Genomic DNA, 19,248 nt, shown 5'->3' with positions numbered 1-19,248 from the left:
TGCCCCGCGCCCCATGGATTACCGTAAGCCCTCCGACCGTAAAAGCATGCACTCGCGCATTGTCCAGGACATCGGCATGCAGATTGTCTCGGGCCGCTTCAAGCCTGATGACAAACTCCCCGCCGAAGCCCTGCTCTGTGAAGAATATGCCGTCAGTCGTCCGGTGCTGCGCGAAGCCACGCGGGTGCTGGTCGCCAAAGGTCTGGTGTATTCCCGGCCGCGTGTGGGCACGGTGGTCAAGCCGCGCCGCGAGTGGCACATCCTTGATCCGGACGTGCTGCACTGGCTGATGCAAAGCTCGCCGCAGAACGAGTTTTTCGCCCTGCTCACCAGCGTGCGCAGCATCATCGAACCGGCCGCCGCCGCCCTCGCCGCGCAACACGCAACCCCCGAAGACATTACCGCCATCGGCGAAGCCTACGAGCGCATGGCCGCAGCGCCGACCGTTGAAGACGTGCTGCAACCGGACCTGGATTTCCACAGCCGCATCGCCGACGCCACCCACAACGATTTGCTCGCGCACTTGTGCAACATGCTGTCGCTGGCACTGCGCGAAGCGTTGAAGCACTCCAACAAGCGCCCCAACCTGCACGAGCTGGCATTGCCCCGCCATCGCGCGATCCTCACCGCCATCGAAAACCGCGATGCGCTGGGCGCCCACCACGCCACGCTGGTGCAACTGGACGATGCCCGCAACGCGCTGAATGTGGTGCTGGGAAAAGGCGTGAAGCTGTAGCGCCACGAAAGCGACACGCGCAATCCGTAGGACCGGCTTTAGCCGGGAAGCCTTTGATCTGCTGTTGACCTCATCAAACCGCCCTTGATCTCAGGGCAGATAAATGCTGAACAGCCCGCCGCCCAACTCGCCGCCGTTGGTGATTTCGATGTGGCCGGGGACGCCTTTGCGCTGATGCTGTCTGGCGATGTTTGCCGCGAAATACAAACCCAATCCAGTGCTGCCGCTGTTCTGGTTGATGCCCAGCACGTAGTCGGTCTGCTCCTCGATCATCCGCGCGGGAAACCCCGGGCCGTCGTCGTTGATGCTGATCACCAGTTGCTCGCCGACCTGCCCTGCCGTAATCAATACTTCACTGCGCGCAAAGCGAATGGCGTTGATGACCACGTTGGACACCACTGAACCGACCAGCTCGCGATCAAAGAAGCCCGGCAGACCGAAGTCGTTCACCGCGTAGCGCGCCGTAATGCCCCGACTGACGAGCACTTCCTGATGGAAGGCCAGTTGCGCCTCGATGAAGTCATCCAGCTCGTGATAATCGGGGCGCAACGGCAGCTGGTTCACTCCCAGCTTGTAAAGCCCCAGCAGCTGCACCAGCATGCCATTGAGGTGGGCGAACTCGTAATCGATAACGCCTTGATCCGGCGTTCCACGACAGGCGTCGGGAAGCTGTTTGACCCACTGGCCGTGGGCCTGGATCAACGACCCCAGCGCGTTCTTCATATCGTGAACGGTGGACGCAATCACCATCGAGAAGTCGAGCCCGAGATCCTGATCTTTCATTCGCCGAAAGCCCTGAGTCGCAATTTCTGGAAACGCTCGAAGCGCGGGTCGGTTTCCGGCATCTTGCCCACCATCTTGAGACTGTTCTGGCATTCCGCCAGGCTCGCCGCGTCGAGGTTGTGAACGCCCATGTGCAGCAGCGACTGCGCCATGTTCAGGGCGATACTGATGTTTTTCGGTTGCAGGGCCAGGCCCTGGCGAAACAGGTCCTGCGCTTCGCCGAGCTTGCCGGCGCGGTAGCAGCGAATGCCCTGAACGTTGAAATCGATCGCCGCTTTGCCGGCGCCGAGAATCTCGGGATCATCGGTCTGCCTGGCGATGTTCTGCATGACCAGCGGATCGTCGCCGTAGATTTCGGCACAGCTTTTCAGAATGCCCGCGCCAGCGTTTTCCTGACCGAGCAATTTGAGCTGCGAGGCCACCGCCAGTGCCGCATCGGCACTGAGAAACTGTTCCATGCCTTCAAGCCGTTCCATCGCCTGCTCGGTCAGCTTGGCGGCCATTTCAGGGTCCGATGACGCCACGCTGGTGGCTTTCATCAGACGCGCCCGCACTTGCAGGCCGGCGTCGTTACCGTTTTCCTTGGCCACTTCGGTGAGGGTCTGGTTGATCTCGATCCGGGTGCGTGCATCCAGCCCGCGCTCGCCGCCACGGCTGATCAGCGCCTGAGCAAAACCCAGGTTGGTTTCCGGGTCTTTGAAGCGTGAAAACTGGCCTTGGGAAACGGCCTGACGATAGGCCTTTGAAGCGCCATCGAAATCCTCGTTTTCCAGCGCCAGCTTGCCCAGCAGACGCTGACGGCGCACCGCGTACGGCGATAACCGCACCGCCTCTTCCAGCATCTTCTGGGCGCGCTTGTTGTCGCCGCTGGCCACCAAAACATCGGCCAGCCCGTCGTACAGCACCGGCATGGCATTGAAGGCGCGAATGGCTTCTTCGTACACGGCCTGCGCTTCGGCATTGCGCCCGCGCTTGAACAGCAATTTGCCCAACGCCACATACGCCCAGGGTTGCGGGCGATCAGCGAGAATCGACTTGAGAAAGGCTTCCAGCGGCTCGTGCTGGTTCAGGTCGCGCAGCGCATCGGCTTTATAGCGCAGGCACAGCGGCGCAAAGCGAGGGTCCTGTTTGGTCAGCGTGACGCAGGCAGCCAGCACTTCGGTCGGGTTGCTCCGGTCGAGCGCCTGCAGGATCGGCTTGAGCACGGTCTTGCGCTGGACGATCTTTTCCAGACGCTGGGCCAGGCTCGCGCGGTTGAACGGCTTGGTCAGGTAGGCATCCGGCTCCCACTCCAGCGCGCTCATTACCATCGCCTGGCTGTTCTCGGCGGTGACCATGACGAACACGCTTTCATGGCTGATCAGCCGATCAGTCATCAGGTCTTCGAGCACCTGCTGGCCGTTCTTCTTGCCGTCGCCCAGATTGAAGTCGTGGAGGATGAAGTCGTAGCGCTTCTGCGCGCACATCTTCAGCGCCTCCTCGCCGTTGTCGGCCGTGTCCACCGCCTTGACGCCCAACTCACGCAGCATCGAGCGAACCGAACTGCGGAAGTCGGAAAAATCGTCGACGATCAGAAAGGTTTTTTGGTTCCACGCCAGCATCGAGATTCCTGTCACCGGATAAATAGTCGGCCCTGAGGCACTTGCAAGGGGCGGCGGTCTCGTTCCCGGGGTCCGGGCTGAGAGGGCCAATAGAGTTGCGGCATGACGCCGCTTGTCCGAGTTATCGGCGGCAGCAGGGCAAAGCTTAGGCACGCCACGCGGGAAAAGTGATGCCCTCGCGCCGTATTGACGGGGCATCGATACCTAAGGCGGCGCAGCAGAACCGGTAAAGTCCTTGGGCCCTCCGCCGATATCCAGTCATGCAATGCGTAGCCAACAGCAACAACCCATTCCCTTCGAGTGCACCCCATGTCCTGGCTGACCGACCTGAAATTGAAGACCAAGCTGCTTTCGGCTTTCTGCTTGTGCGCGCTGATCACTGTGGTGGTGGGTGTGCTGGGGCAGAGCGGAATCTCGCGCCTGTACGAGCTGTTCGAAAACACGGTGAGCGACAATCTGGTGTCGATCGCCAAAGTCGATTCGGTGAAGGCTAACGTCATCGCCACCAACCGCGACTTTTTCAAGGCCATCGGACTGAGCGCGCTCAAGGCCAACCCGGACGACATCAACGCAGCGATCCAGTCACTGAAGGAAAACCAGGCCCAGGCCGAGACGGACTTCAAGATCTACCGCTCCACGCCACTTGACCCCGATGAAAAAGCCGCTGGCGATGACTTTGACCGCGACTGGGCCGCTTACATCAGCGCCGCCCTCAACGCGCTGTCTGTGGCGCAGAGCGGCGACCTCGAGCAAGCCAGCAAGCTGGCGGCCACCAGCGTGACGCCCAGCTACCGCAAGACCATGGGCGAACTTAAAATCATGATCGAATCCAACCTGCGCCAGGCCAACGAACAGGCGCAGGCCGGGGTTGAAACCGACACCCAGGTGACGTGGATTCTGATCATCGGTTCGTTGATCGCGGTGGTGTGCGCCATTGCATTGGGGCTGATCGTCACACGCATGATCACCCGGCCCATCTATCAATCGGTGGCAAGCGCCACCCGGGTGGCGGGCGGTGATTTGAGTCAGCCCATCCAGGTCGGGGGCCAGGATGAAACCGGGCAGCTGCTCAAGGCGCTGTCCAACATGCAGGGCAGCCTCAAGGGCACGGTTCAGCAGATCGCCACCGCGTCGGACCAACTGGCGTCCGCCGCTGAAGAGCTGACCATGGTGACCGACGACAGCACCCGCGGGCTGATGCGTCAGAACGATGAAATCCAGCAAGCCGCGACGGCCGTCAACGAGATGACCGCTGCGGTGGAAGAAGTGGCGCGCAACGCCGCCAGCGCGTCGCAGGTGTCTGCGCAGACGTCCGAAGATGCCATCAAGGGTCAGCAACAGGTGCAGCAGGCTGTCACCGCGATGAACACCATGACCGTGGAAATCACCGAATCGACCCAGCGCGTCGAAGCGCTGGCCGGGCAGATCCGCGACATCACCAAGGTCCTCGACGTGATCCGCGGGATCGCCGAACAGACCAACCTGCTGGCGCTCAACGCGGCCATCGAAGCGGCACGCGCCGGCGAGCAGGGCCGGGGTTTTGCTGTGGTGGCGGACGAAGTACGTGCCCTCGCCCACCGCACTCAAACCTCCACCGGCGAAATCGAATCGATGATCACCAAGGTGCGCAATGGCGCCGACGAAGCCGTGCAGGCCATGGGCAAGAGTCAGGCGATCGCCGTGCATACCCAATCATTGGCCACCGAAGCCGGCCACGCACTGGAACGCATCAGCGAAGGCGTCAGCCAGATGAACGAACGCAACCTGGTGATCGCCAGCGCGGCGGAAGAACAGGCACAGGTGGCCCGCGAGGTGGACCGCAATCTGGTGAACATTCAGGACCTGTCGACCCAAACCGCAGCCGGCGCCAATCAGACCAGCGCGTCGAGTCAGGCGCTGTCGCGACTGGCCGTTTCCTTCCACTCCATGGTGGGCAAATTCACCCTGTAAACGGCTTGGCATTTCGGCGCCCGGCCAGCCAATCGCCACCCTGAGACAAAATGGCGTATTGACTAATTTGACACCCGATTTGTCGAAAATGACATTTCGGGTACAATCCCCGCCCGCCGCAGGGGATGGACCTGATGACCAGGTCCTGCGGTGGATGATGTTTACTCAAGCTGCTGATTCCAATGATCGAATAAAAAGCACAGCACCGAGGGACATAGAACACGAGGTCGACCTTTTCACTGGCCTCTTGACCCTTCCTCCTCGTTTTCCGAGAGCGAAGCCTGTCTGACGTTCGCGCCGCAACCGGCGCCGGCACTGCAGGACGTTGCGCGACGAATGCTGCAGGCGGATAACTTTCTATCTATTGGATGATTCGATGTTCAAGAAAACGAGCACCGCTCTACTGGGCCTCGCGATTTCGGCCACCTTCCTGCAAGCCCACGCCGCAGAAAGCAAGAAAGTCGATGTACTGCTGATCGGCGGCGGCATCATGAGTTCGACCCTGGGCGTCTGGCTCAATGAACTCGAGCCGAGCTGGTCGATGGAAATGGTCGAGCGTCTTGATGCGGTCGCCGAAGAAAGCTCCAACGGCTGGAACAACGCCGGCACCGGTCACTCCGGCCTGGCCGAGCTGAACTACACGCCTGAAGACAAAGACGGCAACGTCAACATCTCCAAAGCCATCGAGATCAACGAAGCCTTCCAGGTCACCCGTCAGTTCCTGTCGTGGCAAGTCCGCCAGAGCGTTCTGAAGAACCCGCCTTCGTTCATCAACACCACACCGCACATGAGCTTTGTGTGGGGCGATGACAACATCAAATTCCTGAAAAAGCGTTATGACGCGCTGCAGGCCAGCCCGCTGTTCCGCCCGATGCAGTACTCCGAAGACCCGGCACAGATCGCCAAGTGGGTCCCGCTGATGATGGAAGGCCGTGATCCTTCGCAGAAGCTGGCGACCACCTGGACGCCCATCGGCACCGACGTCAACTGGGGCGAAGTCACCCGTCAGTACGTGTCGTACCTGCAGACCCGCCCGAACTTCGATTTGAAGTTGTCCAGCGAAGTCAACGACATCACCCGCAACGAAGACGGCTCGTGGCACGTTGAATACAAGAACCTGAAAGACGGCACCACCACCGGTACCGACGCCAAGTTCCTGTTCATCGGTGCAGGCGGCGGCGCGTTGAAGCTGTTGCAGAAATCCGGCATCCCTGAAGCCCAGGACTACGCAGGCTTCCCGGTTGGCGGTTCGTTCCTCGTCACTGAGAACCCGACCGTTGCCATGCAACATATGGCCAAGGCTTACGGCATCGCGTCCACCGGCGCACCGCCCATGTCGGTTCCGCACCTGGACACCCGCGTGCTGGACGGCAAGCGCGTGATTCTGTTTGGCCCGTTCGCCACGTTCTCCACCAAGTTCCTGAAAGAAGGTTCGTACCTGGACCTGTTCAGCAGCATGACCACCCACAACTTCTGGCCAATGACCAAGGTCGGCATCGAGCAGTACCCGCTGGTCGAGTACCTCGCCGGTCAGCTGATGCTGTCTGACGACGACCGCTTTAAGGCGCTGCAGGAATACTTCCCGCACGCCAAGAAAGAAGACTGGCGCCTGTGGCAAGCCGGTCAGCGCGTGCAGATCATCAAGCGTGACGCGGACAAGGGCGGCGTGCTGAAACTGGGCACCGAAGTCGTTTCCTCCCAGGACGGCACCATCGCTGCCCTGCTGGGCGCATCACCAGGCGCGTCGACCGCTGCACCGATCATGCTCAACGTCCTGGAAAAACTGTTCAAGACTCAGGTCGCGACGCCAGAGTGGCAAGCGAAGATCCATCAGATCGTGCCGAGCTATGGCACCAAGCTGAATGAATCGCCAGCCGCTGTTCAGCAAGAGTGGAACTACACCGCCGAAGTGCTGCAACTGGGCAAACCGCCTGTGCTCGATCAGAGCGTCGGCACCAGCACTGCTGCGCCGGGCAAGCCTGCTGAAAGCAAGCCCGCCAGCGACATGGCGCTGTAACAACGCCTGACCGGTTTCATCGATTGCGGTGCTGCTGTTCACGAAAGCCACGAGACTTCGCGTCTCGTGGCTTTTTTATTGAGCCGTGAATCATCCTGTACCCCGCCCTGCACCTTCGCTTTCGCCCGGTAATGCTCGGCACCCCAGGCCATTTCAGAATGAACGGCTGGCTCATGCGCTGTGTCCACCCTGTAGAGCCACCAGGGAGAAGGCAATGGACGCTCGTAACACAGAAGTGCTGAGGGACGTTGTTGTCATCGGGGGCTCGCAAGGGGCGATGGAGGCTCTGCGTATCCTCCTCACTCGACTGCCGGCAGATTTTCCCGCTGCCGTATTGATCGTGATTCACACAAACCCGTCAGCTCCGGACTACATGGCATCGGTCCTCAGTCGTTACTCGACGCTCCCTGTCGCCTACGGTCAGGAAAAAGAGCCGGTGCTGCCCGGCCGTGTGTATCTGGCCTCTGCAAACCGGCACATGGAAATCGTCTCGCCCGGGATCATTCATCTCGACGACGGCCCCAAGGTCAATCTCGCACGTCCTGCCGCCGATCGCCTGTTCGCCACAGCTGCCGACGTGTTTCGCGAGCGGGTGATCAGCCTGGTGTTGTCAGGCGGCGACTCGGATGGTTCGGATGGCGCGGTAGCGGTCAAAAATGCCGGCGGGTTGAGTTTCGTCCAGCGTCCCGAGGAAGCACCGGTGCCCAGCATGCCGATTGAGACGATGCGCAAAACCATATTGAGCCCTCAGCTGAGTGCTGAAGAGATGGCGGGCGCGCTGATCAAAGCGGTCGGCAGCGTTCACAGCTGATATTTAACAGGAGGCCAGAGGCGGCGCAGCACGCCGAGGACGGCGACGACTGTCTTTGGAAGACACACGCCTGCCGACATAATCAAAGCGGCGTATGCCTACCTCCACTACGCGAGAAATAATGGCCGCAATCGGTGGTACGCGGATCAGCACACTCAGGCGAGCGCGCAGGCGTGAAAGGGATTGGAATGACTGGCCGGACGGCCGGGAAGTGTTACAGAGAAGGCGTGGTGTTCTGGCGATTAGAGGTGAATCAGATATGTCCCCTGCAGGAATCGAACCTGCATCTAGCCCTTAGGAGGGGCTCGTTCTATCCGTTGAACTAAGAGGACACCAAAACAGACGGCGTGCATCTTAACGACAAGGCGCTGGCTTGTCATGTCGTCATTATCAACGGGAGCTGTAAGATCCTGCCTGCCGGTCACATCAGAGGGCTATCGTGCAGAATGCAACGATGGCCATGGGCCTTATTGCAAAACGCAACCCTACAATCCTTATGATCCTATCTATCCTGTTGATTTATATAGATTTATTTTGAGTAAAAGATTGGCATGCAGACTGCACTACTCTTCTTCGCGAATCACCCCTCTGAACGCCGTCCCAGCGAAGGTACCCGAGATGAACATGACACTGTCTTTGCTCAACGCTGCCGCGCTTGTCGCATTGGTCGCCTTCCACTTTCAGGATGATGGCAGCACGGCAGAGGCCGTGAAATCCGAGAGCGTCGCCATTCAGGCGCAGCCTCATCACCTCATGAAACAGACGCCGCGGTTCGCAGCCATGCAAAGTCAGAGTACAGAAGCCATCCTGGCTCATGACGATGAAGAAGCCATGCCGGTTAATCGCTCGGAGCGCTGGGTGTTCTAATCGGAATTTTCTGGTCAGTTCCTGCAACCGCTTCGACGCGCGCTCCGTCAGAGAGCACCCCATTAGAGAGCAGCCATGTCCAAAGCAGCAATTTCGTTCCTGATCCTGGCCGTTATGGCCCTCGCCGCAGACCAACTGCTGGCTCCGTCAATGGAAAGTCTAAGTACCCTGGTGAAAGCAGCTGCCGGGATCTTCGCCAGCCTGTTCGTTGCAGCGCTGTTCGTAGGACGCCGTATCAAGTTCGACCCAGTCTTGCGCCAGGCCAAGCCCTGAACCATTGTCAGCCCCCTGCTGGCGCCCCACACAGGTAATCATCACGTCCCTGTCGGCTTTGGCTTACACCATACCGGCCATGCCGCAGACAGACCCTTCGTCTCTTTCTTGACTCGCCCCTCGTATTATCCTCACTCTCCCACTACGCTGAAGACAGATAGCCATCACGGCATCTGCCCGGTGCCATAAGGGCGAACCGCTTTCCAGTTTGCAAACCAGAACGCATTTCGGATAATTGGTGCTGGCTAAAAGCCTTTATCTAGTTCAATATTTGTCACACATTTGACGCCAAGGATTCGACGCATTGGTGCAGGATGGCGATCCTTTATGCGGGTTGGTTGAACATTTCGTCCAAAAGACAGTCAGAGCATGACATCTGCGGCCTAATGCAAGAACCGCCTCTCTCTTTGAACTAATTCGGTTAAATATATGAGCCCTATGAAACAGGCCAATTATTCCAGTCGCACAGCTGACAAGTTCGTAGTTCGCCTACCTGAAGGCATGCGCGAGCGTATTGCGGACGTCGCCAAACAGCATCACCGCAGCATGAACTCGGAAATCATTGCGCGTATTGAGCAGAGTCTGATTCAAGAAGGCGCGCTGGGTGATGAGCCAAGTCTGCGTCTGGACAGCCCGGAGCTTTCGCTTCACGAACGCGAGCTGCTGCAGCGCTTCCGTCAGTTGGCTCACCGCCAGCAGAACGCACTGGTTTCCCTGATTGCACATGACACTAGCCTGGCAAACGACGACGAATAAGTCGTTCAAACCAGAGACTTGAAAGCCAGCGCACTGCTGGCTTTTTTGTGCCTGAAATTTAAAGACTTGATTGTTTCCCACGCAATAAGTGATTTCGCGCACATTAAAAAACCGCCCTAAAGGCGGTTTTGAGTGAAGCGTGCGGTCAGAGCAAAAACACCGTCGCCAGCCCGAGAAAGATAAAGAAGCCGCCACTGTCGGTCATGGCCGTGATCATCACACTGGCACCCATTGCTGGATCACGACCAAGCCGAGAAAGGGTCATGGGGATCAGCACGCCCATCAACGCTGCCAACAGCAAATTCAATGTCATGGCGACGGTCATCACGACCCCAAGCGACCAACTGTTATAGAGAAGATAAGCAACGATCCCTATCACCCCACCCCACACCAGACCGTTGATGAGCGCAACAGCCAGTTCTTTGCGCATCAGGCGTGAGGTATTGCCGGTGTTGACCTGATCGAGAGCCATGGCCCGAACGATCATGGTGATGGTCTGGTTGCCGGAGTTACCCCCGATCCCCGCCACGATCGGCATCAGTGCCGCCAGCGCCACCAGTTTCTCGATGGAGCCTTCGAAGAGACCGATCACCCGAGACGCCAGAAAGGCAGTGATGAGATTGACCGCCAGCCAGGACCAGCGGTTGCGCAGCGAACGCCATACGGAGGCGAAGATGTCTTCCTCTTCGCGCAAGCCCGCCATGTTGAGGACTTCGGTCTCGCTCTCCTCACGGATAAGGTCGACCATTTCATCGATCGTCAGACGGCCGATCAGCTTGCCGTTCTTGTCGACCACCGGAGAAGAAATCAAGTCGTAACGTTCGAACGCCTGGGCGGCTTCATACGCATCGCCGTCAGGGTGGAAGCTCACCGGGTCACTGGCCATGACCTCTGACACCTGCTTCTCGGGGTCGTTGACCAGCAGACGCTTGATGGGCAGCACGCCTTTGAGCACGCCATCGGAGTCGACCACGAACAGTTTGTCAGTATGACCGGGCAGCTCTTTGAGACGGCGCAGATAACGCAGAACGACTTCCAGGCTGACATCCTCACGGATGGTCACCATCTCGAAGTCCATCAGAGCGCCGACCTGCTCCTCGTCATAGGACAGGGCGGAACGCACGCGCTCGCGCTGCTGGCTGTCCAGCGCTTCCATCAGCTCATGGACAACATCGCGCGGCAGCTCTGGCGCAAGGTCGGCGAGTTCGTCGGCGTCCATTTCCTTGGCGGCAGCGAGGAGCTCGTGATCATCCATGTCGGCGATCAGGGTTTCCCGAACGGAGTCCGACACTTCAAGAAGGATGTCGCCGTCACGCTCGGCCTTCACCAGCTGCCAGACCGTCAGACGGTCTTCGAGGGGAAGTGCTTCGAGAATGTAGGCAACGTCGGCAGAGTGCAGGTCGTCGAGCTTACGCTGCAGCTCGACGAGATTCTGCCGGTGAACGAGGTTCTCGACACGATCCTGGTGCTGGCCTTCCTGACGGTGTGTCAGGTCTTCGACGATGCGCTGACGTTGCAGCAAGTCGATGACTTGGGCGAGACGATCCTGAAGGCTTTCCTGCGTCTTTTTTACTTCGATTTGGGTCATAGGCGAACTCCACTCCCAGCAGTGGAACCCGCCAGAAGATCAATCAGTCGATTCTTGATTGGTGAAACTTAGTGTTGAGTTGCTACTGGGTAAGTCCATGGAGGTAGTCCACAAGCCCCGGCGGGGCTGACGGGCGCAATCATACACCGCTTGCCGCGGCGGGAGTCTAAAAATTCAACGTGAAACAATCGGTTGCAACACATCGCTGACGACTATCCGAGTCACGGCTATCGCCCCGTCACATCCGGTGAACAAAACACGCTCGCCGTGAGAAATCCTCATCGTTACCCTTTCCGGACACGGGTCAGGGAGGACATTAGGATGCTGCTGAACACTGAAAAACTCTTCATCACCGTGCTGCTGTTTTTGCCACTCGGCGCAGGCGCCACCACCGTCAATCGCTGCCAGGATCAAAGCGGCAGCGTGACCTTCACCACACTCAGTTGCCCCAGCGGGCACGCGATGACGCCCCAGGGCATCAACCCGGCATCGGGCATGACCTTCACGCCCCCTGCTCCGGCTTCAAAAGCGCACGCGACGAAAGATCATAAAAGCCGGGAGGTGGTGGTTGTGGGCCAGCGCGATGACGGGTGCGGCAACATCTTGAGTGCGGAGCAGCGCCGCAAGGCGATCATCAATCAGCAGACGCCAGCGGGGATGAGCAAACGTGAGGTGGAAAGCTTGCTCGGGCGGCCAGACAGGATCATCAGCCGTAACGCTGAAGTTCGTTATGTGTATGAGGAAAAGAAGGGACGCAGTAGACAGGTGTCATTCGATGAACACGGCTGCGTAAAAGGCAAACGCTAGAAAGCAAAAAGCCCGCATTTTCATGCGGGCTTTTCGTTTTATGGTGCACTCGACAGGATTCGAACCTGTGACCGCTCGGTTCGTAGCCGAGTACTCTATCCAGCTGAGCTACGAGTGCATATGGCGCTTTTTAAACCAGTTCACCTCTGGTCATTGCATTTTACTTCTGGAAGTGAGTGGTGCTTCCGAAGACCTGTTGAAGCCAGGCTCTTTCTAACTTAAGACTGTTGTTCGTATCGCTACAAACAACGCTTAAATGGTGCACTCGACAGGATTCGAACCTGTGACCGCTCGGTTCGTAGCCGAGTACTCTATCCAGCTGAGCTACGAGTGCATTTGTTGCCGCGCATTATAGGCCGTCGAATCTCTTGGTCAAGCACTTTCTCTAGTAAATTCAACAACTTACCGATCAAGCCAGATTGCAACGTACTACGCAAATAATGGCGGAGAACGGGGGATTCGAACCCCCGACACCCTTTTGAGGTGTACTCCCTTAGCAGGGGAGCGCCTTCGGCCACTCGGCCAGCTCTCCGCAACACGGGGCGTATAATAACCACCCTTTTCCCCGTTTGCAAACCAAAAATTCAATAAAAATTAATGGCTTGGTTCTTCGTCCTTCTCTTTCTTTATACGCAGGTAAATCTCTTCGCGGTGAACGGCCACTTCCTTGGGCGCGTTGACCCCAATGCGTACTTGATTACCTTTGACGCCAAGCACGGTCACGGTGATTTCACCATCACCAATGATCAGACTTTCCGCGCACCGACGAGTCAGAATCAGCATACCTATCTCCTTACGGCTTACATTCAAGGGACTACAGTCTGCACAGACAAACGGCATGATCCCGAGCCAGAGGCCGCAGGTCCATGCCTCAGTATCGACCAGCGCCGGAAAAAGAATAGCGACTCACGCACATCCACTCGCAGAAGGCGCGGTTGAAACCGCACCTCCTGCCCAAGGCTTACTCGCCCTGACGCGGTGCGTCGAGTTCGAAGGCGGTGTGCAGCGCGCGGACGGCCAGTTCCAGGTACTTCTCTTCGATCACCACCGAGACCTTGATCTCCGACGTCGAAATCATCTGGATGTTGATGCTCTCCTTGGCCAGCGCTTCGAACATGCGACTGGCGACACCGGCATGGGACCGCATGCCGACACCGACGATGGAAACCTTGGCGATCTTGGTGTCGCCAATGACTTCACGGGCGCCGATTTCATTGGCCGTGTTCTGAAGAACCTGCAGCGCGGCCTGGTAATCGTTGCGGTGCACGGTGAAGGTGAAATCGGTGGTGTTATCGTGCGAAACGTTCTGCACGATCATGTCGACTTCGATGTTCGCGCCGCTAATGGGGCCGAGAATCTTGAACGCAACGCCCGGGGTGTCTGGCACGCCACGGATGGTCAGCTTGGCTTCGTCGCGGTTGAAGGCGATGCCCGAAATGATCGGCTGTTCCATGGATTCCTCTTCATCAATGGTAATGAGGGTGCCTGGACCCTCCTTGAAGCTGTGCAGTACGCGCAGCGGGACGTTGTACTTGCCGGCGAACTCGACCGCGCGGATCTGCAGGACCTTGGAGCCCAGGCTCGCCATCTCCAGCATTTCTTCGAAAGTGATCTTGTCCAGACGCTGGGCCTGCGAAACAACGCGCGGGTCAGTGGTGTAGACGCCATCGACGTCGGTGTAGATCTGGCATTCATCCGCTTTCAGCGCCGCAGCCAGGGCCACGCCGGTGGTGTCGGACCCGCCACGACCCAGGGTCGTGATGTTGCCGTCTTCGTCGACACCCTGGAAACCGGCGACCACCACCACACGACCCGCCTTCAGGTCAGCGCGAATTTTCTGATCGTCGATCTGCAGGATACGCGCCTTGTTATGGGCGCTGTCGGTGAGGATGCGAACCTGATTACCGGTGTACGACACAGCCGGCACGCCGCGCTTGATCAGCGCCATGGCCAGCAGAGCGATGGTGACCTGCTCGCCGGTGGAAACAATGACGTCCAGCTCGCGTGGCACCGGCTGATCACTGATCTGCCGGGCCAGTTCGATCAGGCGATTGGTTTCGCCGCTCATGGCCGACAGCACGACCACCAGATCATCGCCCGCATCACGGAATTTCTTGACCTTGTCGGCCACCTGTTCGATGCGCTCTACCGAGCCCACCGAGGTGCCGCCAAACTTTTGTACGATTAAAGCCATCTCAAAGCCGCCTCAGCCCATGAAGGGCGCCCGTTATCATTCAAACCGCGAAGCGCCGGAACCCGAACGACGGGCTCCGGGTGGGTCGACTTAAATACCTTGTTCGGCGAACGGAACAGCCAGTGCCAGCGCTGCTTCGAGTCCGGCAGCATCAACACCACCGCCTTGCGCCATGTCAGGACGACCGCCGCCTTTACCGCCTACAGCGGCAGCCGCTTGCTTCATCAAATCACCGGCTTTGAGTTGGCCAGTCAGGTCTTTGGTGACACCTGCCACCAGCACGACCTTTTCTTCATGCACCCCGCCAAGCAGGATCACTGCGCGGCCGAGCTTGTTCTTCAATTGATCAACCAGGGCCAGCAGCGCCTTGCCATCCTGACCGTCGAGACGGGCAGCGAGGACCTTGACGCCTTTGACGTCCACTGCCGAGCCCGACAGGTCGTCGCCCGCAGCACTGGCCGCCTTGGCCTGCAGTTGTTCCAGTTGTTTTTCCAGCAGACGGTTGCGTTCCAGCACCGCCGACAGCTTGTCCAGAACGTTGTCGCGATTGCCTTTGACCAGATTCGCGGCTTCCTTAAGTTGTTCTTCAGCCGCGTTCAGGTATTCCAGTGCCACGGCGCCGGTCACCGCTTCGATACGGCGCACGCCGGCGGCCACACCGCTTTCGCTGATGATCTTGAACAGCGCGATGTCGCCGGTACGGTTGGCGTGAATGCCGCCGCACAGCTCGACCGAGAAACCGCCGCCCATGCTCAGCACGCGGACGTTGTCGCCGTACTTCTCGCCGAACAACGCCATGGCGCCTTTCTTCTTGGCGGTTTCGATGTCGGTTTCTTCAGTTTCGACGGCCGTGTTCTTGCGCACTTCGGCGTTGACGATGTCTTCAAGCGCCTTGATCTGCTCGGGCTTGATGGCTTCGAAATGGCTGAAGTCGAAACGCAGGCGCTGACTGTCGACCAGCGAGCCTTTCTGCTGGACGTGATCGCCCAACACCTGGCGCAACGCGGCGTGCAGCAAGTGCGTCGCCGAGTGGTTCAAAGAGGTGGCCTGGCGCACTTCGGCGGCGACTTCGGTGCTGACAGTGGTCCCGACTTTCAGGCTGCCCGACACTTGAACACCGTGGTGCAGGAACGCGCCGCCGGTCTTGGTGGTGTCGCTCACGTCGAAGCGCACTTCGCCATCAGCGGTCAGGTAGCCGCTGTCGCCAATCTGGCCGCCGGACTCTGCGTAGAACGGGGTCTGGTCGAGGATGACCACCCCGTCCTCGCCTTCGCTCAATTGCTCGACCGCGAGGCCGTCTTTGTACAGCGCGACGACCTTGGCCTCGCCTGCGGTAGCTTTGTAGCCGGTGAACTGGGTGGCCACATCAACCTTGACCAGGCTGTTGTAGTCCATGCCGAAGGAACTGGCGGAACGCGCACGTTCACGCTGGGCGTCCATCTCACGCTCGAAACCGGCCTCGTCGAGGGTCAGGTTGCGTTCGCGAGCGATGTCGCCGGTCAGGTCCATCGGGAAACCGTAGGTGTCGTACAGTTTGAACACCACGTCGCCGGGGACGACGGTGCCCTTGAGTTCGGCGAGATCCTGCTCGAGGATTTTCAAGCCCTGCTCCAGGGTCTTGGCGAACTGCTCTTCTTCAGCCTTCAGCACGCGCTCGATGTGCGCCTGCTGGTTTTTCAGCTCGGGGAAGGCTTCGCCCATTTCGGCGACCAGTGCGGCGACGATCTGATAGAAGAAGCTGCCCTTGGCACCGAGTTTGTTGCCGTGACGGCAGGCGCGACGAATGATGCGACGCAGCACGTAGCCGCGGCCTTCGTTGGACGGCAGCACGCCGTCGGCAATCAGGAAGCCGCACGAGCGGATGTGGTCAGCGACGACTTTCAGGGATGCCTGATTGTCGTTGCTGCAACCGATGGCTTTTGCAGCGGCGGCCAGCAGGCTCTGGAACAGGTCGATTTCATAGTTGGAATTGACATGTTGCAGCACGGCGCTGACGCGCTCGAGGCCCATGCCGGTGTCGACCGAGGGCGCTGGCAGCGGGTGCAGAACGCCGTCGGCCGTGCGGTTGAACTGCATGAAGACGTTGTTCCAGATTTCGATGTAACGGTCGCCGTCTTCTTCCGGTGAACCCGGCGGGCCACCCCAGATGTCGGCGCCGTGGTCGTAGAAGATCTCGGTGCACGGGCCGCACGGCCCGGTGTCGCCCATGGTCCAGAAGTTGTCGGAAGCGTAGGGAGCGCCCTTGTTGTCACCGATGCGCACCATGCGCTCGGCCGGCACGCCGATTTCCTTGGTCCAGATGTCGTAGGCTTCGTCGTCCGATGCGTAAACCGTGACCCAGAGTTTTTCCTTGGGCAGGTTCAGCACGCCGGTGAGGAAGGTCCACGCGTAGGTGATCGCGTCGCGCTTGAAATAGTCGCCGAAGCTGAAGTTGCCCAGCATCTCGAAGAAGGTGTGGTGACGCGCGGTGTAACCGACGTTTTCCAGGTCGTTGTGCTTGCCGCCGGCACGCACGCACTTCTGGCTGCTGACGGCGCGGGTGTAGGCCCGTTTTTCCTGGCCGAGGAAGCAATCCTTGAACTGGTTCATGCCTGCGTTGGTGAACAGCAGGGTCGGGTCGTTGCCCGGGATCAGGGAGCTGGAGGCGACTCGGGTGTGGCCTTGCTCTTCGAAGAAGCGAAGGAAGGCTTCACGGATTTCTGCGCTTTTCATAGGTTCTTCCACGGAAACTGCGGCCTGGCACATGCATAGCGTCATTCGACGCAGCGACGGCAAAGGGCCGCATTATATAGGCGTTGTACGCTCGGTACAGCGTGTTATTCGATAGAAACCGGCAATCGGGCTGATCACCCGATCAGCGAGCGCCAAATTCGGCAAAGGCCGCAACCACCTTGTCCAGATGCGCAGCCGTCACATCAAGATGGGTGACCATGCGCAACCGCGGCGCGGCGCTCAGCACGATACCGCGCTCGGCGCACAGGGCGTTAAGTGCCTGAGCGCGATCGCCGATCCGTACGTAAACCATGTTGGTCTGCACCGGCTCGACGTCAAAACCGAGGTCCGCGAGTGCCTTGCCCAAGGCGGTGGCATTGGCATGATCGTCGGCCAGACGCTCGACCTGATGCTCCAGCGCGTACAAACCCGCTGCTGCCAGGAGACCGGCCTGACGCATGCCGCCGCCGACCATCTTGCGCAGGCGCCGCGCCTTGGCGATGAACTCGCTCGAACCGCAGAGCACCGAGCCGACCGGCGCGCCGAGCCCTTTGGACAGGCACACCGACACCGAATCGAAGTGTCGGGTGATCTCCCGCGCGTCCACCCCCAGTTTGACGGCGGCGTTGTACAGACGAGCGCCGTCGAGGTGCAGGCTCAGGCCTTTTTCGCGGGTGAATGCCCGGGCCGCCGCCAAGTACTCCATTGGCAGGACCTTGCCCTGCATGGTGTTTTCCAGGGCGAGCAACCGGGTGCGGGCGAAATGAAAGTCGTCGGCCTTGATGGCGGCGGCGACCTGGTCAAGGTCCAGCGATCCGTCCGCCTGGTTGTCCAGGGGCTGAGGCTGGATCGAGCCGAGTACCGCCGCGCCACCGCCTTCGTATTTGTAGGTGTGTGCCTGCTGGCCGACGATGTATTCGTCGCCGCGTTCGCAGTGGGCCATCAGGCCGAGCAGGTTGCTCATGGTGCCGGTTGGCACGAACAGCGCGGCGGCAAAACCGAGACGCTCCGCCAGCCACGACTCCAGCCGATTGACCGTTGGGTCTTCGCCATACACATCATCGCCAAGGGGCGCGCTGGCCATGGCGTCGCGCATGCCGGCCGAGGGTTGAGTCACGGTGTCACTGCGCAGATCGATTACCGCCACGATGAAGCTCCCGTTCATTAGGGTCGGGCCTCAGTTCTGAGGCCCGGGGCATCGATAATCAAGGCTTGGGACTGGAATGCCAAGACGCCTTATAAGAAAAGCTGATGAAAACCATCAAAAAGGCTCCAAGCGAATCCCGGAAATCTATGTTACAAACTGCACGCCGACGGAAAACGCCGTTGGCAACGTTCTCAGGGCGGGGTGCGATTCCCCACCGGCGGTAATGGCGCGCAATGCGTCTAGCCCGCGAGCGCTTGCAGCGAGCTTACCCTCGACGCAAGGTCAGCAGACCCGGTGTGATCCCGGGGCCGACGGTATAGTCCGGATGAAGAGAGAACGGGACTGGCACAGCAGGATCGTTTCGAGACGGGTCCAGGCGCTTGGCGTCAGGCACGTTGTCGCACGTACCCTGGCATCCCATTCGATCCAAAACGCCCTGTTTTTTTCATTAAACAGGAGTCAGAACACATGCAACCTACCGCCATTCACGCTCACGAGCGCATCGCTTTCATTCAAGCCTGCTGGCACAAGGAAATCGTTGATCAGGCGCGCAAGGGCTTTGTCACCGAAATGGCCCAACACGGTTACGCCGAGACCGACATCGATTTCTTTGAGGTCGGCGGCGCGTTCGAAATCCCCCTTCACGCCAAGCTGCTGGCCAAGTCAGGCCGCTACGGAGGCGTCGTGGCTGCAGGTCTTGTGGTCGACGGCGGCATCTATCGCCACGAGTTCGTCGCGCAATCGGTGATCAGCGCGCTGATGCAGGTCCAGCTGGAAACCGAAGTGCCGGTGTTCTCGGTCGTGCTGACCCCGCACCACTTCCACGCCGGCGAAGAGCACCAGAAGTTCTTCTTCGATCACTTCGTGCACAAGGGCCAGGAAGCGGCCAAGACCTGCGCGGACACGCTGACCAAGCTGCGCGCAGTGCGTCGGGTGGGTGAGGTGCAGAAAGCGGCGGGTTGATCCGACGAGCCAGCAAGCCGGCTCCTATGGATTCGGGCCTGGC

16 protein-coding genes, 4 tRNA genes and 1 riboswitch are annotated in these 19,248 nt (G+C 59.4%); of the genes, 9 read left to right on the top strand and 11 right to left on the bottom strand.

Annotated features, from left to right (window positions below; all coding sequences use genetic code 11):
* Positions 1-13 precede the first annotated feature (13 nt).
* A complete protein-coding gene (locus tag ACQKEN_RS09650) occupies positions 14-736 on the top strand; it encodes a FadR/GntR family transcriptional regulator (protein WP_427685270.1) in 723 nt (240 codons plus the stop codon).
* 90 nt (positions 737-826) lie between these two features.
* On the opposite strand, the gene ACQKEN_RS09645 is transcribed toward ACQKEN_RS09650, so the two are convergent.
* Together ACQKEN_RS09645 and ACQKEN_RS09640 are read right to left on the bottom strand one after the other, a co-directional pair.
* Positions 827-1,519, bottom strand: a complete 693-nt coding sequence (locus ACQKEN_RS09645; protein WP_133773387.1) for a sensor histidine kinase — start codon at positions 1,517-1,519, stop codon at positions 827-829.
* On the bottom strand, positions 1,516-3,120 hold the full coding sequence (locus ACQKEN_RS09640; protein WP_427685269.1) for a response regulator: 1,605 nt from the start codon (positions 3,118-3,120) through the stop codon (positions 1,516-1,518). The genes ACQKEN_RS09645 and ACQKEN_RS09640 overlap by 4 nt, the downstream gene beginning before the upstream one ends.
* A 309-nt stretch (positions 3,121-3,429) precedes the next feature.
* Here ACQKEN_RS09640 and ACQKEN_RS09635 point away from each other — a divergent pair, with 309 nt between their 5' ends.
* The 3 genes from ACQKEN_RS09635 (at position 3,430) to ACQKEN_RS09625 (ending at position 7,898) form a co-directional block, all read left to right on the top strand.
* A complete protein-coding gene (locus ACQKEN_RS09635) occupies positions 3,430-5,070 on the top strand; it encodes a methyl-accepting chemotaxis protein (protein WP_427685268.1) in 1,641 nt (546 codons plus the stop codon).
* Between the two features lie 376 nt (positions 5,071-5,446).
* The gene (gene mqo, locus ACQKEN_RS09630) at positions 5,447-7,087 is read left to right on the top strand and encodes a malate dehydrogenase (quinone) (protein ID WP_427685267.1); all 1,641 of its coding nucleotides are present in this window, start codon (positions 5,447-5,449) and stop codon (positions 7,085-7,087) included.
* Between the two features lie 214 nt (positions 7,088-7,301).
* On the top strand, positions 7,302-7,898 hold the full coding sequence (locus ACQKEN_RS09625; protein WP_427685266.1) for a chemotaxis protein CheB: 597 nt from the start codon (positions 7,302-7,304) through the stop codon (positions 7,896-7,898).
* 260 nt (positions 7,899-8,158) lie between these two features.
* On the opposite strand, the gene ACQKEN_RS09620 is transcribed toward ACQKEN_RS09625, so the two are convergent.
* Positions 8,159-8,230, bottom strand: a tRNA-Arg gene (locus tag ACQKEN_RS09620).
* A 286-nt stretch (positions 8,231-8,516) separates the two neighbouring features.
* Here ACQKEN_RS09620 and ACQKEN_RS09615 point away from each other — a divergent pair.
* From ACQKEN_RS09615 to ACQKEN_RS09605, 3 genes are all read left to right on the top strand, one after another.
* The gene (locus ACQKEN_RS09615; RefSeq protein WP_427685265.1) at positions 8,517-8,765 is read left to right on the top strand and encodes a hypothetical protein; all 249 of its coding nucleotides are present in this window, start codon (positions 8,517-8,519) and stop codon (positions 8,763-8,765) included.
* A 75-nt stretch (positions 8,766-8,840) separates the two neighbouring features.
* On the top strand, positions 8,841-9,038 hold the full coding sequence (locus tag ACQKEN_RS09610) for a PA3371 family protein (RefSeq protein ID WP_427685264.1): 198 nt from the start codon (positions 8,841-8,843) through the stop codon (positions 9,036-9,038).
* Positions 9,039-9,467: 429 nt separating this feature from the next.
* The gene (locus ACQKEN_RS09605; protein ID WP_065986187.1) at positions 9,468-9,794 is read left to right on the top strand and encodes an Arc family DNA-binding protein; all 327 of its coding nucleotides are present in this window, start codon (positions 9,468-9,470) and stop codon (positions 9,792-9,794) included.
* 145 nt (positions 9,795-9,939) lie between these two features.
* Here ACQKEN_RS09605 and mgtE read toward each other — a convergent pair whose 3' ends face one another.
* Complete coding sequence (gene mgtE, locus ACQKEN_RS09600; RefSeq protein ID WP_427685263.1) at positions 9,940-11,382, bottom strand: magnesium transporter; 1,443 nt, start codon at positions 11,380-11,382, stop codon at positions 9,940-9,942.
* 321 nt (positions 11,383-11,703) lie between these two features.
* Between mgtE and ACQKEN_RS09595 the strand changes: the two genes are divergently transcribed.
* Positions 11,704-12,189: a cell envelope protein SmpA gene (locus ACQKEN_RS09595; protein WP_427685354.1), complete on the top strand. Its 486-nt coding sequence runs from the start codon at positions 11,704-11,706 to the stop codon at positions 12,187-12,189.
* A 41-nt stretch (positions 12,190-12,230) separates the two neighbouring features.
* Here ACQKEN_RS09595 and ACQKEN_RS09590 read toward each other — a convergent pair.
* From ACQKEN_RS09590 to ltaE, 7 genes are all read right to left on the bottom strand, one after another.
* Positions 12,231-12,307: transfer RNA gene (locus ACQKEN_RS09590), tRNA-Arg, on the bottom strand.
* A gap of 139 nt (positions 12,308-12,446) precedes the next feature.
* Positions 12,447-12,523: transfer RNA gene (locus ACQKEN_RS09585), tRNA-Arg, on the bottom strand.
* Between the two features lie 107 nt (positions 12,524-12,630).
* Positions 12,631-12,721, bottom strand: a tRNA-Ser gene (locus ACQKEN_RS09580).
* A 62-nt stretch (positions 12,722-12,783) separates the two neighbouring features.
* Positions 12,784-12,972 (bottom strand): carbon storage regulator CsrA, encoded by a 189-nt coding sequence (gene csrA, locus ACQKEN_RS09575; RefSeq protein WP_002554426.1) that lies wholly within the window; start codon positions 12,970-12,972, stop codon positions 12,784-12,786.
* A 178-nt stretch (positions 12,973-13,150) separates the two neighbouring features.
* On the bottom strand, positions 13,151-14,383 hold the full coding sequence (locus tag ACQKEN_RS09570; RefSeq protein ID WP_065986190.1) for an aspartate kinase: 1,233 nt from the start codon (positions 14,381-14,383) through the stop codon (positions 13,151-13,153).
* 90 nt (positions 14,384-14,473) lie between these two features.
* The gene (gene alaS, locus ACQKEN_RS09565; RefSeq protein WP_427685262.1) at positions 14,474-17,095 is read right to left on the bottom strand and encodes an alanine--tRNA ligase; all 2,622 of its coding nucleotides are present in this window, start codon (positions 17,093-17,095) and stop codon (positions 14,474-14,476) included.
* A gap of 142 nt (positions 17,096-17,237) precedes the next feature.
* Positions 17,238-18,242 (bottom strand): low-specificity L-threonine aldolase, encoded by a 1,005-nt coding sequence (ltaE, locus tag ACQKEN_RS09560; protein ID WP_427685261.1) that lies wholly within the window; start codon positions 18,240-18,242, stop codon positions 17,238-17,240.
* Between the two features lie 183 nt (positions 18,243-18,425).
* Positions 18,426-18,584: riboswitch (FMN riboswitch) on the top strand.
* Between the two features lie 126 nt (positions 18,585-18,710).
* Between ltaE and ACQKEN_RS09555 the strand changes: the two genes are divergently transcribed.
* Positions 18,711-19,205: a 6,7-dimethyl-8-ribityllumazine synthase gene (locus ACQKEN_RS09555; protein ID WP_427685260.1), complete on the top strand. Its 495-nt coding sequence runs from the start codon at positions 18,711-18,713 to the stop codon at positions 19,203-19,205.
* Positions 19,206-19,248: the final 43 nt, after the last annotated feature.

The organism is Pseudomonas sp. NPDC078416 (assembly GCF_050268485.1).
In the GTDB taxonomy this organism is placed as follows: domain Bacteria; phylum Pseudomonadota; class Gammaproteobacteria; order Pseudomonadales; family Pseudomonadaceae; genus Aquipseudomonas.
This window is presented reverse-complemented; position numbering and strand designations above follow the sequence as displayed.

Coding starts and splice junctions, on each gene's coding strand:
- ACQKEN_RS09650 (WP_427685270.1), top strand. CDS start 14: ATGGATTACCGTAAGCCCTCCGACCGTAAAAGCATGCACTCGCGCATT.
- ACQKEN_RS09645 (WP_133773387.1), bottom strand. CDS start 1,519: ATGAAAGATCAGGATCTCGGGCTCGACTTCTCGATGGTGATTGCGTCC.
- ACQKEN_RS09640 (WP_427685269.1), bottom strand. CDS start 3,120: ATGCTGGCGTGGAACCAAAAAACCTTTCTGATCGTCGACGATTTTTCC.
- ACQKEN_RS09635 (WP_427685268.1), top strand. CDS start 3,430: ATGTCCTGGCTGACCGACCTGAAATTGAAGACCAAGCTGCTTTCGGCT.
- mqo (WP_427685267.1), top strand. CDS start 5,447: ATGTTCAAGAAAACGAGCACCGCTCTACTGGGCCTCGCGATTTCGGCC.
- ACQKEN_RS09625 (WP_427685266.1), top strand. CDS start 7,302: ATGGACGCTCGTAACACAGAAGTGCTGAGGGACGTTGTTGTCATCGGG.
- ACQKEN_RS09615 (WP_427685265.1), top strand. CDS start 8,517: ATGAACATGACACTGTCTTTGCTCAACGCTGCCGCGCTTGTCGCATTG.
- ACQKEN_RS09610 (WP_427685264.1), top strand. CDS start 8,841: ATGTCCAAAGCAGCAATTTCGTTCCTGATCCTGGCCGTTATGGCCCTC.
- ACQKEN_RS09605 (WP_065986187.1), top strand. CDS start 9,468: ATGAGCCCTATGAAACAGGCCAATTATTCCAGTCGCACAGCTGACAAG.
- mgtE (WP_427685263.1), bottom strand. CDS start 11,382: ATGACCCAAATCGAAGTAAAAAAGACGCAGGAAAGCCTTCAGGATCGT.
- ACQKEN_RS09595 (WP_427685354.1), top strand. CDS start 11,704: ATGCTGCTGAACACTGAAAAACTCTTCATCACCGTGCTGCTGTTTTTG.
- csrA (WP_002554426.1), bottom strand. CDS start 12,972: ATGCTGATTCTGACTCGTCGGTGCGCGGAAAGTCTGATCATTGGTGAT.
- ACQKEN_RS09570 (WP_065986190.1), bottom strand. CDS start 14,383: ATGGCTTTAATCGTACAAAAGTTTGGCGGCACCTCGGTGGGCTCGGTA.
- alaS (WP_427685262.1), bottom strand. CDS start 17,095: ATGAAAAGCGCAGAAATCCGTGAAGCCTTCCTTCGCTTCTTCGAAGAG.
- ACQKEN_RS09555 (WP_427685260.1), top strand. CDS start 18,711: ATGCAACCTACCGCCATTCACGCTCACGAGCGCATCGCTTTCATTCAA.